The sequence below is a fragment of the Bradyrhizobium sp. 4 genome, assembly GCF_023100905.1.
Lineage (GTDB): Bacteria > Pseudomonadota > Alphaproteobacteria > Rhizobiales > Xanthobacteraceae > Bradyrhizobium.
In genome coordinates this window covers 7,526,318-7,539,126 of the sequence record NZ_CP064686.1, presented here as the reverse complement: position 1 = coordinate 7,539,126, position 12,809 = coordinate 7,526,318, and the positions used below count along the sequence as shown (strand labels likewise).

13 protein-coding genes are annotated in these 12,809 nt (G+C 62.8%); 8 read left to right on the top strand and 5 right to left on the bottom strand.

Annotated elements, in window-relative coordinates:
- Positions 1 to 303: a hypothetical protein gene (locus IVB45_RS36085; RefSeq protein ID WP_245286135.1), complete on the bottom strand. Its 303-nt coding sequence runs from the start codon at positions 301 to 303 to the stop codon at positions 1 to 3.
- Between the two features lie 195 nt (positions 304 to 498).
- Between IVB45_RS36085 and IVB45_RS36080 the strand changes: the two genes are divergently transcribed.
- Positions 499 to 879, top strand: a complete 381-nt coding sequence (locus IVB45_RS36080) for a helix-turn-helix domain-containing protein (RefSeq protein ID WP_247285180.1) — start codon at positions 499 to 501, stop codon at positions 877 to 879.
- 4 nt (positions 880 to 883) lie between these two features.
- On the opposite strand, the gene IVB45_RS36075 is transcribed toward IVB45_RS36080, so the two are convergent.
- Positions 884 to 1,564: an MBL fold metallo-hydrolase gene (locus tag IVB45_RS36075; RefSeq protein ID WP_247357489.1), complete on the bottom strand. Its 681-nt coding sequence runs from the start codon at positions 1,562 to 1,564 to the stop codon at positions 884 to 886.
- 170 nt (positions 1,565 to 1,734) lie between these two features.
- On the opposite strand from IVB45_RS36075, the gene IVB45_RS36070 reads away from it, so the two are divergent.
- Positions 1,735 to 3,336: an alpha-amylase family glycosyl hydrolase gene (locus tag IVB45_RS36070; protein ID WP_247357490.1), complete on the top strand. Its 1,602-nt coding sequence runs from the start codon at positions 1,735 to 1,737 to the stop codon at positions 3,334 to 3,336.
- 26 nt (positions 3,337 to 3,362) lie between these two features.
- Here IVB45_RS36070 and IVB45_RS36065 read toward each other — a convergent pair whose 3' ends face one another.
- On the bottom strand, positions 3,363 to 5,060 hold the full coding sequence (locus tag IVB45_RS36065) for an alpha-amylase family protein (protein WP_247357491.1): 1,698 nt from the start codon (positions 5,058 to 5,060) through the stop codon (positions 3,363 to 3,365).
- 258 nt (positions 5,061 to 5,318) lie between these two features.
- Between IVB45_RS36065 and IVB45_RS36060 the strand changes: the two genes are divergently transcribed.
- Positions 5,319 to 5,807: an MmcB family DNA repair protein gene (locus tag IVB45_RS36060; RefSeq protein ID WP_247357492.1), complete on the top strand. Its 489-nt coding sequence runs from the start codon at positions 5,319 to 5,321 to the stop codon at positions 5,805 to 5,807.
- Positions 5,808 to 6,071: 264 nt separating this feature from the next.
- Positions 6,072 to 6,326 carry a hypothetical protein gene (locus IVB45_RS36055; protein WP_027566055.1) on the top strand — a complete coding sequence of 85 codons (255 nt, stop codon included), beginning with the start codon at positions 6,072 to 6,074 and terminating at the stop codon, positions 6,324 to 6,326.
- 169 nt (positions 6,327 to 6,495) lie between these two features.
- On the opposite strand, the gene IVB45_RS36050 is transcribed toward IVB45_RS36055, so the two are convergent.
- Together IVB45_RS36050 and IVB45_RS36045 are read right to left on the bottom strand one after the other, a co-directional pair.
- On the bottom strand, positions 6,496 to 7,050 hold the full coding sequence (locus IVB45_RS36050; protein ID WP_007598178.1) for an ActR/PrrA/RegA family redox response regulator transcription factor: 555 nt from the start codon (positions 7,048 to 7,050) through the stop codon (positions 6,496 to 6,498).
- Between the two features lie 103 nt (positions 7,051 to 7,153).
- Positions 7,154 to 8,464: an ActS/PrrB/RegB family redox-sensitive histidine kinase gene (locus IVB45_RS36045; RefSeq protein WP_247357493.1), complete on the bottom strand. Its 1,311-nt coding sequence runs from the start codon at positions 8,462 to 8,464 to the stop codon at positions 7,154 to 7,156.
- 105 nt (positions 8,465 to 8,569) lie between these two features.
- On the opposite strand from IVB45_RS36045, the gene IVB45_RS36040 reads away from it, so the two are divergent.
- From IVB45_RS36040 to IVB45_RS36025, 4 genes are all read left to right on the top strand, one after another.
- Positions 8,570 to 9,373, top strand: coding sequence for an ABC transporter ATP-binding protein (locus tag IVB45_RS36040; protein WP_007616003.1), 804 nt, complete (start codon positions 8,570 to 8,572; stop codon positions 9,371 to 9,373).
- Complete coding sequence (locus IVB45_RS36035) at positions 9,370 to 10,188, top strand: ABC transporter permease (protein WP_247285184.1); 819 nt, start codon at positions 9,370 to 9,372, stop codon at positions 10,186 to 10,188. The genes IVB45_RS36040 and IVB45_RS36035 overlap by 4 nt, the downstream gene beginning before the upstream one ends.
- A 121-nt stretch (positions 10,189 to 10,309) precedes the next feature.
- Complete coding sequence (gene phaZ, locus IVB45_RS36030) at positions 10,310 to 11,638, top strand: polyhydroxyalkanoate depolymerase (protein WP_027566053.1); 1,329 nt, start codon at positions 10,310 to 10,312, stop codon at positions 11,636 to 11,638.
- A 217-nt stretch (positions 11,639 to 11,855) separates the two neighbouring features.
- Positions 11,856 to 12,695, top strand: coding sequence for a SprT family zinc-dependent metalloprotease (locus IVB45_RS36025; RefSeq protein ID WP_027514588.1), 840 nt, complete (start codon positions 11,856 to 11,858; stop codon positions 12,693 to 12,695).
- The last annotated feature ends 114 nt before the right edge of the window (positions 12,696 to 12,809 follow it).

The following is a 12,809-nucleotide window of genomic DNA, read 5'->3' as shown; positions in this document are numbered from 1 at the left end:
TCAGGCCGTCGCGCCGATCCATTCGATCGGAGTCGCCGTCACCTCGCCGCCGGCGACCTTGCGCGTCATCTCCTGATAGGCCTTGAAGAAGTCGCGCGATTGCAGCGCCTTTTGCGCGGCTTCGTCGCTGACGCTGGCGAGATGGAAATAGCTGCCATTGTCGCGGTTCTTCAGGACGCGATAGCCGATCCGTCCTTTCAGCTCCGGATCGCCGTCGATCGCCTTGATGAAGCGGCCGACCTCCTGGTGCCAGGCCTCCGTCGTGCCGTTCTTGAATTCGTATCGGATCATGAAGTGCTTCATGTGACGCTCCCTGTTGGCGTTGTGCGTCATCATCTGCGTGCTGGATGCGATCCTGCAAGTATGGACAAAATTGATAGTATGGACTTTTTCGGCGTCGCTCCTATGCTCGGCCAAAGCGTTTTCGAGCGAAGTGGATACCGGTTCGCGTGAAGAAAACGCGTCAAAACAAAAAAGCTCGCACATGGAGGAAACGACATGGCCAGGGAAAGGACAAAGACTGTCCCCGCGCGCAACTGTCCGGTCGCGGCCTTTCAGAAGATGATCAGCGGCAAGTACAAGCTGCGCATCGTCTGGGACCTCAAGGACGGCCCGCGCCGCTATGGTGAAATCCGCAGCGGCCTGTTGCGCGGCACGGAAGGCAGCGCCGAGATCACCCCGCGCGTGCTGAGCCGCGAGTTGAAGGCGCTGACGGCGAGCGGCCTGATCGATCGCAAGGATTTCGGCGAGGTGCCGCCGAAGGTCGAGTATCGCCTCACCCGCAAGGGCAAGAGCTTTGTGCCCGTCGTGGCCGCCATCCGCGACTGGGGCGACCGCAACTTGAGCCAGCCCGCAGCGTTTGCAGACGCCGCGGAATAGGCGTTCACATCTCGCCGGTGATGAACGGGTTGGTCATCCGCTCCTGGCCGATGCTCGAGCCGGCGCCGTGGCCGCAGATGAAGCCGACATCGTCGCCGAGCGGAAGCAGCTTGGTCTTGATCGACTCGATCAGGGTCGCATGACTGCCGCCGGGCAGATCGGTGCGTCCGACCGAGCCAGCGAACAGGACGTCGCCGACATGGGCGAAGCGCAAGTCCTTGTTGAAGAACACCACGCTGCCGGGCGAGTGGCCGGGGCAATGATAGATCTCGAACTGGAGATCGCCGATCGCCACGCTGTCGCCTTCGTCGAGCCAGCGGTCCGGCTCGAAATTGCGCACCCCGCTCATGCCGAAGCGCGCGCCGCTCTCGACCACGTTGTCGAGCAGGAATTTGTCCGCGACGTGCGGGCCCTCAATCGGCACCTTCAGCGCGTCGCGCAGTTCAGCCGCGCCGCCGACATGGTCGATATGGCCGTGAGTGAGCCAGATCTTCTCCACGGTGACGCCGGTCTGCTTGATGGCGTCCAGGATCTTCGGCACGTCGCCGCCGGGATCGATCACCACGGCCTTCTTGGAAGGCTCGTCCCAGATGATGGTGCAATTCTGCTCGAACAGCGTCACGGGGACGATGATCGCGCCCGCCTTCGCGCCTGCCTGGGCTTGTGTCTCGTTTTGCTCTGTCATGGCGCCACAATGCCGATTTTTGCCATGCCGCCAAGCAAAAGATTTGCCCCCGGGCTCGGGAACAGCGGCGGACATCGTCACACGGCCGTCCCAATTCGCCTGCTGTTTTGAACCGGGGCGCTCCTTCCGCGTTCTCCCGCGCGAGAAGCAGTTTTGGATGGATTTCCCGCATGGCTCAGGGCGGCAGCAATTGGTGGCGCGACGGCATCTTCTATCAGGTCTACCCGCGCTCCTTTCAGGATTCAAACGGCGACGGGGTCGGCGATCTCGCCGGCATTTTGCAGCGGCTGCCTTATGTGAAATCGCTCGGCGTCGACGCGATCTGGCTGTCGCCAATCTTCCCCTCGCCAATGGCCGATTTCGGCTACGACATCTCCGACTACACCGGCATCGAGCCGCTGTTCGGCACGATGGCGGATTTCGATGCGCTTCTTGCCGCCGCGCATGACAACGGCCTCAAGCTGATCCTCGACCTCGTGCCGAACCACACCTCGGACCAGCACCCCTGGTTCGTCGAGAGCCGCTCCTCGCGCGACAATCCGAAACGCGATTGGTACATCTGGCGCGATCCGGGCGATGGTGGCGGCGTGCCGAACAATTGGCTGTCCGAGTTCGGCGGCAGCGCGTGGGAGTTCGACGAGACGACCGGTCAATACTACTATCACGCCTTCCTCGCCCAGCAGCCGGACCTCAACTGGCGCAATCCCGATGTCCGCGCGGCGATCTATGACGTGATGCGGTTCTGGCTGGAGAAGGGCGTCGATGGCTTTCGCGTCGACGTGATCTGGCACCTGATCAAGGACGCCGAGTTCCGCGACAACCCGCAAAATCCGCATTATGTCGAGGGCCGGCCGCCCAACGAAACGATCCTCACGCAATATTCCACCGACCAGCCGGAGGTGCACGACGTTATCGCCGAGATGCGCCGCGTCACGGATGCTTATGATGCCCGCGTCCTGATCGGCGAGATCTATCTGCCGCTGCATCGCCTGATGGCCTATTACGGCAACGATCTCACCGGCGCGCAGATGCCGTTCAATTTCGCGCTGCTCCAGACCTTCTGGAGCGCGCGCTCGATCGAGAAGATCGTCGAGGATTACGAGAAGGCGCTGCCGAAGGGCGCCTGGCCGAATTGGGTGCTCGGCAATCACGATCGCCCGCGCGTCGCAAGCCGCGTCGGGCCGGAGCAGGCCCGCGTCGCCGCCATGCTGCTGCTGACGCTGCGCGGCACGCCGACGCTCTATTACGGCGACGAGATCGGCATGCATCAGCTCGCGATCGCGCCTGAGGATGTGCGGGACCCCTTCGAGAAGAACGTGCCCGGCATCGGTGTCGGCCGCGACGGCTGTCGCACGCCGATGCAGTGGGATTCGTCCAACTTCGCCGGTTTCTCGGACGTCAGGCCATGGCTGCCGCTGCCGGAGGATCGCATCCTCAACAACGTCGTCGATGTCGAAGCCGATTCACGTTCGATCCTGACGCTCTACAAGCGCCTGATCGCGTTGCGCAAGGGCTGTCCGCCGCTGGTCGCGGGCGACTATCATCCGATCGCGGCGCAAGGCGATCTCCTGGTCTATCGCCGCGAGGCCGAGGGCAGGGCGGTGATCGTGGTGCTCAATCTCGGCCCTGAGCCGATCGTGGTCACTACCAGCGCGATCAGATTTGGCAGCGAGATTCTGCTGTCGACATTTCTGGATCGCGAGGGGGAGCGGATCGAAGGCGTGCTGGATTTGCGTGGCAACGAGGGGGTGGTGGTTACTCCGCCATCTTAGCCTTCGCCGGGACGACGCTGTGGCACCTACCCCGGATGCTTGTTGCCCCGCACCGTCTTGTCGATATCGCTCCGCTTCAACAGATAGTCCAATCCGCCGACGCGGTACCAGCGATAACCGTAAGGCTCCAGCACGACGCGGTGCTGGCCGCGCTTGTCGGCGTGGCTGTGGTCCTCCGCGAGCAGATTGATCAGGTGCTCGCCGGCCTCGCCCGGCAGCCCCGCCGAGAACGCGATCTCGCGCGGCTTCTCGTCGAGATTGTGCACGAACAGCACGGAATTGTTGCGCCAGTCGTAGCGCATGATGAACACGGCGGGATCGCGCGTCGCGATGATCGAAAAATCGCCCCAGCCGATCTCCGGCACCTCCTTGCGCATGCGGACGATGCGCTCGGTCCAGTTCAGCATCGAGTTGGGATCGCGGCGCTGCTTGGCGACGTTGACGTGCGGATAGCCGTACGGTCCTTCGTCGATGACGGGCAAGGCCGGCTTGTCGCTGGTGGTGAAGCCGCCATGCGGCTCCGTCGACCATTGCATCGGCGTGCGCGCGCAATTGCGTTCCAGCAGCGAAAGATCATCGCCCATCGCGATCTCGTCGCCATAGCGGATGACCGGCGTTCCCGGCAGTGTGCACATCAGGCTGTAGGCGAGCTCGAGCCGCCGGCGGTCGCCGCCCAGCATCGGTGCCAGCCGACGGCGAATGCCGCGGTCGTAGAGCTGCATGTCCTTGTCAGGACCGAAGCTTTTGAACACGGTGTCGCGCTGCGCCTTGGTCAATCGCCCGAGATCGAGCTCGTCGTGATTGCGCAGAAACAGGCCCCATTGCGCCGAGGCCGGCCGCGGCTTGGTCGCCTTCAGCGCTTTCCCCAGCGGCCGGGAATCGGACGAAGCCAGCGCATAGAACAAATGCTGGTTGACCTGGAAATTGAACATCATATGCATGCGGTCGGCATCGCGGCCGAAATATTCCATGTCCGTCTTTGGCAGCACGTTGGCCTCGGCGAGGATGATCGCATCGCCCTGCCGCCATTGCAGGAATTCACGAAACGTCCGCAGCATGTCGTACTGCTCGGCCGGCTTTTTCACCTTGGCGCCTTTGGTCGAGATGACGAAAGGCACGGCATCCATGCGGAAGCCTGAGACGCCGAGTTGGATCCAGAAGCCCATGATCTTCAAAATCTCGGCCTGCACGTGCGGGTTCGAGGTGTTGAGATCGGGCTGGAAATCGTAGAAGCGGTGGAAGTACCAGGCGCCGGCTTCCTTGTCGCGCGTCCAGGTCGATTTCTGAACGCCGGGAAACACCATGCCCTGATTGGCGTTGGCCGGCTTCTTGTCGGACCAGACATACCAGTCGCGGTAGGGCGAATTCCTGTCGCTCCGCGCCGCCTTGAACCAGGGATGCTGGTCGGAGGTGTGGTTCACGACGAGATCGATGATGACGCGAATGCCGCGCTGCTTGCAGCCATGGGTGAACTCGACGAAATCGCCGAGCGTGCCGTAGCGGGCATCGACACTGTAATAATCCGCGACATCGTAGCCGTCGTCGCGGCCGGGCGAGGTCTGGAACGGCATCAGCCAGATCGTGGTGATGCCGAGGCCGTGCAGATAATCGAGCCGGCGCAACAGGCCCTTGAAATCGCCGATGCCGTCGCCGTTGGCGTCCATATAGGTGCCGACGGACAGGCAATAGATGATGGCGTTCTTGTACCAGAGATCGTCGATCATGCGCGCGCAGCCTCGGTGGTTCCGCCGAGGTGCGGCGGCTGCGTGATAAGTGCGTAGGGGAGGGGAGGTTCCGCGCTACACAGGGTCGTCCCGGCCTAGTGCGCAATTGCGCACGGGGGGCGGGACCCATACCGCGTGATCTATCGATTGGGTTGGCAGAAGTACGAACGACGAATCTTAGCCTAACGCCGCCCTGTGGCTATGGGTCCCGGCCTACGCCGGGACGACAGTGATGACGGAATCGGCTATCCTCCCCCCATGGACAACACCGCCCGCATTGCCATCGTGCCGCCACCGGACCGCCGTCAATCAGAGACGGCGCTGGCGATCGCGCGCGGCACGGCGCGGTTGTTGCGCTCGCTCGGCTTCACCTGCATCAGCGAATTGCCGCTGCCCTCGGGGCGGCGCGCCGATCTCGTCGCGCTGAACGAGCGTGGCGAGATCTGGATCGTCGAGATCAAATCCTCGGTGGAGGATTTGCGCGCCGATCAGAAATGGCACGAATACCGGGCGCATTGCGACCGGCTGTTCTTCGCCTTCACGCAGGACCTGCCTTGCGAGATCTTTCCGCAAGATACCGGCCTGATCATCGCGGACGCCTATGGCGCGCACCTGCAGTGTGAAGCGCCCGAACACAAGCTCGCTGCGGCCACGCGCAAGCAGATGACGGTGCGGTTCGCGATGGCGGCGGCATTGCGGATCAACCGGCTGGTCGATCCGCAGGGGCATGCGGAGTTTTGGGAGTAGGCCTTCGTCCGGATGTCTTCCCCAGGCCACATGTCTGGAAGAGGTACCCGGTAAAATTTGAGAAATTTCGGGACGATTTCGCTCAGACTGGAAACATTAGCGGTCGTTGGCGCCGAACTCTTGTTCGGCAACATGAAGATCAAGCAGCGACGTGGATGCTTCGTTCTTTCATGAGCGGCAGCGGACGTGACGGGCCGCACATACTTCAGACGTACGGCACGGTATCGCTTGTTCCGCAACTAACCAGCCACAAGGAAACGTGCCATGAAAACCTTCCGCACCGCTCTCTTAACCTTTGCCGCACTAGCCGGACTGACGTCGTTCGTGACCTCGACGCAGTCTTCCTATGCTGGCGGACTCGGCCTCGATTGGCTTTCCAACAAGCCCTACGTAGAGTGTCTTAAGAACGTCCGAATGCTCGCCGACGTTGGTAGCATTCTGAAAGGGCCCGCGGACCGAGAGGCGAGTTACGAGCGGGGCCGCCACCAATGCAACCAGCGCTACTATGGTCATGAATAGACCGCCCGCGCTTCCGCCGAACTGCGATGCTGCCAGATTCAGCTCGTAGTCTCGGTCCAGTCACAACGTGCAAAAGCGACGTTGCGGGCTGCTCCGGCAAATGGCTGTCCCGCGTCACCGTCTTAGCCTCGGGGCCGACATCTGCGCGCCATGAGTAAAACGCCAAGGATTACCGCGGCGCGCGCTTGGCCAGAATCCGCTGCAACGTACGCCGGTGCATGTTGAGCCTGCGCGCCGTCTCCGAGACGTTGCGGTTGCACATCTCGTAGATGCGCTGGATGTGTTCCCAGCGCACGCGGTCGGCCGACATCGGGTTCGCCGGCAATTCGGACTTGTCCGAGCCGGTCGACAGCAGCGCCGCGACGACGTCGTCGGCGTCCGCGGGCTTCGAGAGATAATCGACCGCACCCATCTTCACCGCGGTGACGGCGGTGGCGATGTTGCCATAGCCGGTCAGCACGATCGCGCGGGCGTCGGGGCGCTTCTTCTTTAGCGCCGAGACCACGTCGAGACCGTTGCCGTCACCGAGCCGGAGATCGACCACGGCGAATGCCGGCGCCGCCTTGCCGATCTGCGCCAGACCGTCCGAGACGGTGTCGCATGACGTCACCGCAAAACCGCGCGTTTCCATGGCGCGCGACAGCCGCTCCAGAAACGGCTTGTCGTCCTCCACGATCAGGAGCGAGCGGTCGGTCTGTTCGTTCAGTTCGGCGATGGCGTTCAAGGTTTCGTCCTCTCTCCAGCGCTTCTACATATGGCGGCGCAATCGGGCGGTGCCAAGGGCGCCAATAGTCGATCGGCCCCGTTGTGCGACGCAAGGTCGCGGCCTATCCTATTGTTTCTTCGAAGGTCTCGATAGCCTCAAAACGCTCTCTCGGCCACGTGATCTGGACCACTGCGCCATGGTCAGGAAAGGTCCGGTTGGTGAACGAGACCTTGGCGCCGGTGCGCTCCAGCAAGGTGCGCGCGATGAACACGCCGAGCCCGAGGCCGCCGCCTTCGTCCTGGCTGCGCCGCCGCGACAAATAGGGCTCGCCGATCCGGTTCAGGATGTCAGGCGGAATACCGGGACCATCGTCGGAAATCACGAGCTCGATCGTGTCCTTGTTCCACCACGCATTCACCTCGACGGTGGTGCGGGCGAAATCGACCGCGTTCTCGACGATGTTGCCGACCCCGTAGAGGATCGCCGGATTGCGCGAGCCGACCGGCTCGGCCACGATGGCGACGGCGATGCGCACCTTGATATCCACGCCGAAATCGCGGTGCGGCGCCACCACCTCCTCGATCAGCTCCGAGAGCTTCATGCGGTCGAACGGCGCCCCGGTGGAGGAGAGCTGGGTGATCTTGCTCAATATGTCGCGGCAACGCTGCGTCTGCTCGCGCAGGGTCTTCAGGTCAGCGGCAAAGTTCGGCTCCTTCACCGTCTTCTCCAGCTCGCGCGAGATCAGGAAGATCGTCGCGAGCGGCGTGCCGAGTTCGTGCGCTGCGGCCGCGGCCAGGCCGTCGAGCTGGGTCAGATGCTGCTCGCGCGTCAGCACCAGCTCGGTCGCGGCCAGCGCGTCGGCGAGCTTGCGCGCCTCTTCGGTGACCTGGAACGAGTAGAGGCTGGTGACCCCGATCGCGAGCGCGATCGAGAGCCAGACGCCGACGAGATAGATCGGCGGCAGCACCAGCGGATCGTCGGAATCCCAGGGCAGCGGCAGATGGAAAAAGAACAGCACCGAGGCGCAGGCGACAGCCAGCACGCCGAGGCCGAAGGTGAAGCGGGCCGGCAGCGCGGTCGCCGAGATCAGCACGGGCGCGAGGAACAGGAACGAGAACGGGTTCTGGAGTCCACCGGTGAAGAACAGGAGACCCGCCAGCTCCACGATATTGAGCGCGAGCAGTCCGGCCGCCTGCATCGGCTCCAGCCGCTGCAGCGGATTGGACACGGTCTGGAGCCCCAGATTGAGCGCTGCCGACAGCGCGATGATGCTGACGCAGGGGACGATCTCGACGTTGAATTCCAGCCCCTGCGCCACGATGAAGATCGCGGCGAGCTGGCCCAGCACCGCGAGCCAGCGCAGGCGCAGGATGGTATCCAGGCGGATATGCCGCTGCACGGGGCGAAAGTCGGAAGCGGCAAGTTCGGTCATTTCGGCCAATGGGGCGGTGCCTTCTCGATCACAAGCGCGCGGCTCACGGAACCACCGGATTACAAGCCTTGCGCTCTCCGCTGCAATAGCAGAAGAACGCCCAGCATGACTGAGAATGACAAGGCTTCAAGCTGGCCGACTGTCGCGGATCGCAGCCTCTCCGCGGCAATCGCGGTCGATCACCTCGTCAAGGTGTACAAGCAGACCCGCGCTGTCGACGACATCTCCTTTTCGCTTCCGCGTGGCAGCATCACCGGGCTGCTTGGCGGCAACGGCGCCGGCAAGACCACGACAATCGCGACGATCATGGGCCTGGTGCTACCGACCTCGGGCCGCGTGCAGGTGCTCGGGCATCGAATGCCGGAGGACAGCGCCTCCGTGCTGGGGCGGATGAATTTCGAGAGCCCCTATGTCGACATGCCCATGCGGCTCACGGTGCGTCAGAACCTCACCGTGTTCGGCAAGCTCTATGCGGTGAAGAACCTCTCCGACCGCATTGCTGAGCTGGCCTGCGACCTCGATCTCACCGAGTTCATCGACCGCGCCAACGGCAAGCTCTCCGCAGGACAAAAGACGCGCGTTGCGCTTGCCAAGGCGCTGATCAACCAGCCCGAGCTTCTGTTGCTGGACGAACCGACCGCCTCGCTCGATCCCGACACCGCCGACTGGGTCCGGGGTCATCTGGAGCGTTATCGCAAGGCGAACAACGCCACCATCCTGCTGGCCTCGCACAACATGCTCGAGGTCGAGCGGCTCTGCGACCGCGTCATCATCATGAAGCGCGGCCGGATCGAGGACGACGATACGCCCGAAGCCATCATGGCACGCTACAACCGCACCACGCTGGAAGAGGTGTTTCTGGACGTCGCGCGCGGCCGGGTGAACGGTGCGCAGGAGGCGGTGCGATGAGTGAGGTCTCCCTCCATCGCGGCATCTCGCTCCATCGCATCGGCGCGATGATCCTGCGCTATTGGTACCTCTTGCTGTCGTCCTGGCCGCGGCTGCTCGAGCTGCTCTACTGGCCGGCGCTGCAGGTCATCACCTGGGGCTTTCTTCAGCTCTATATCGCGCAGAATGCAAATTTCTTCGCGCGCGCCGGCGGCACCCTGATCGGCGCCGTCATCCTCTGGGACATCCTGTTTCGCGGGCAGCTCGGCTTTTCGATCTCGTTTCTGGAAGAGATGTGGGCGCGCAACCTCGGCAATCTCATGATGAGCCCGTTGAAGCCGATCGAATTCCTGCTGTCGCTGATGATCATGAGCCTGATCAGGCTCGCGATCGGCGTCATTCCGATGACGCTGCTCGCGCTGTTCCTGTTCCACTTCAATGTTTATGCGCTCGGCGTGCCGCTGATCGCGTTCTTCTGCAATCTGATCTTCACGAGCTGGTCGGTCGGCATCTTCGTCTCCGGCCTGGTGCTGCGAAACGGCCTCGGCGCCGAGAGCATCGTCTGGACCTTGATGTTCGGAATCATGCCGCTCGCCTGCGTCTACTATCCCGTCAGCGTGCTGCCAGTCTGGTTGCAATATATCGCCTGGACGCTGCCGCCGACCTATGTGTTCGAAGGGATGCGGGCGCTGTTGATCGAAAACACCTTCAGGACCGATCTGATGCTGAGCGCGTTGGCCATCAACGCGGTGCTGTTGGTTGCATCTTTTGGGGCATTCCTTGCCCTTTTGCGCAGCGCCCGGATGCAGGGCTCGCTGCTATCAGGCGGCGAATAACGTCACTTTCTCGTGGATTCAGCCCGGTTTGGGCACCTGGGCCACGTAGATGTACGGAACCATGCATTGACGCAATATTACGCATTCGGCAGTATGCTGCGATGCGAAGAGGAATATAGCGATGCCGATTGGTGAGTTTGGCGGCGCGCCGCCCCTGGTGGCCGAAGGCAGTCCGGTCCTGACGACGCCGATGTACTGGATGTACGAGATGGGGCAAGCCTCTCTCAATCCGGCGCGTGCGATCACGGACGCAACCAAGCTGCTGTTTCAAAATCCCCTCAATCCATGGGCACGCACCGAGGTCGGCAAGTCGGTTGCCGCGGCCTGCGAGTTATTCGAACGCACCACGCGGCGTTACGGCAAACCGGAATGGGGCCTCAACGACACCGAAGTCAACGGCATCCGCGTCCCCGTCGAGGTCCGCTCGGTCTGGGAAAAGCCGTTCTGCCGCCTGCTCTACTTCGATCGCAAATTCACCCGTCCGCTGCGCAGTCCGCAGCCGCGCGTGCTGATCGTCGCGCCGATGTCCGGCCATTACGCGACGCTGCTGCGCGGTACGGTCGAGGCTTTCCTGCCTGCGCATGAGGTCTACATCACCGATTGGGCCGATGCCCGCATGGTGCCGCTCAGCGACGGCCGCTTCGATCTCGACGACTACATCGACTACGTCATCGAGATGCTGCATGTCCTCGGCGGCAACACCCATGTGCTGGCGGTGTGCCAGCCCTCGGTTCCCGTCGTCGCGGCCGTTTCGATCATGGAAGCGCTGCGTGATCCCTTCGTGCCGACCTCGATGACGCTGATGGGTGGCCCGATCGACACCCGGCGTAATCCGACCGCGGTGAACAACCTCGCCCAGGAGCGCGGCATCGACTGGTTCCGCAACCACGTCATCACCAAGGTGCCGTTCCCGCATCCGGGCATGATGCGCGACGTCTATCCGGGCTTCCTGCAGCTCAACGGCTTCATCAGCATGAATCTCGATCGGCATATGGATGCCCACAAGCAGCTGTTCGCCAATCTGGTGAAGGGCGACGGCGACCTCGTCGACAAGCATCGCGACTTCTACGACGAATATCTCGCGGTGATGGATCTCTCGGCCGAGTATTACCTGCAGACGGTCGACACCGTGTTCGTGAAGCATTCGCTGCCGAAGGGCGAGATGACCCATCGCGGAACACGCGTCGATCCCTCCAAGGTCACGCGCGTCGCGTTGATGACGGTCGAAGGCGAGAACGACGACATCTCCGGCATCGGTCAGACCGAAGCAACGCACACATTGTGCAGCTCGATTCCCGATCACCGCCGCGTTCATTACGTCCAGAAGGGCGTCGGACATTACGGCGTGTTCAATGGCTCGCGCTTCAAATCGGAAATCGTGCCACGCATCCACGACTTCATGGTCTCGGCGGCGAATCCGAGCTCATTGCAGGCGCTCGCAGCCGAATAATCGCGTTTTTCGGCTTTCCCGCTGAGAATCGACGCCCTGTCGGAGGCTCCGACAGGGGCAAGCTCCCGCCAGATTCGCGGTATTCAGGTAGCTTTGTAGGAGTGAGTCCAACCTCACCCTTTGGGGGTGCCGCATGCGCCGAACGGGGGCGAAAAAAGCCGGTTCCAACCCCAGTCTGTAGGGTCTCCCGGACGCCAGACCCCTGTATATTGGGCAAATGATTTGTTTTTGCGCCGAGCGCTTTCCCTGGCGGCGGTTATGGCAGAATCCGGGCGCTCTCCTGCCCCCCGGACTGACAGACATGGCCACTCGCGCACTCCTCTATCGCCGGCCCCACGAGCCGAAGACCCTCCTGATCACCCATGGATCGCAATATTTTGCGATTCGACTGCGCCGGCATCGCCGCGCGCGCCGTTACACGCTCAGAATTCATCCGAGCGATCGCGAAGCCATCCTCACCATGCCGCCGCGCGGCACGCTCGCCGAAGCAAAAGACTTCGCGCAGCGCCACGGCGCGTGGATCGCGGCACGTCTCGGCCGTTTGCCGAAGGCCGCACCGTTCCAGCCTGGCACAGTAATACCGCTTCGCGGTGTTTCTCATCGCATCGTTCATCGCGCCGGCACCCGCGGTACGGTGTGGACGGAAGTGCGCGATAGCGGGGAACGCATTCTCTGCGTCGCCGGCGGCGTCGAACATGCGGACCGTCGCGTCAGCGACTTCCTCAAGCGCGAGGCGCGCCGCGATCTTCAGCGTGCCGCGGAATCCTATGCCGCCGAGCTCGGCGTCAAGGTGAAGCGGCTCTCGATCCGCGATCAATCCAGCCGCTGGGGCTCCTGCACCTCGGCCGGCTCGTTGTCGTTCTCCTGGCGCCTGATCCTCGCGCCGCCCTATGTGCTCGACTATCTCGCCGCGCACGAGGTCGCCCATCTCGTCGAGATGAACCACTCGGCGCGATTCTGGCGCGTCTGCGGCAAGGTCTGCCCGTCGATGGAGCGCGCCAAGAAGTGGCTCGATACATACGGCAACGATTTGCACCGGTACGGGGTCGAGGATTAAGGCTCGTTGATGCCTCATGTGACGCTGTCATCGCCCGCGAAAGCGGGCGATCCAGTATTCCAGAGGCGGCTGTGATTGAACCGAGAAGCCGCGGCGTACTGGATTCCCCGCCTC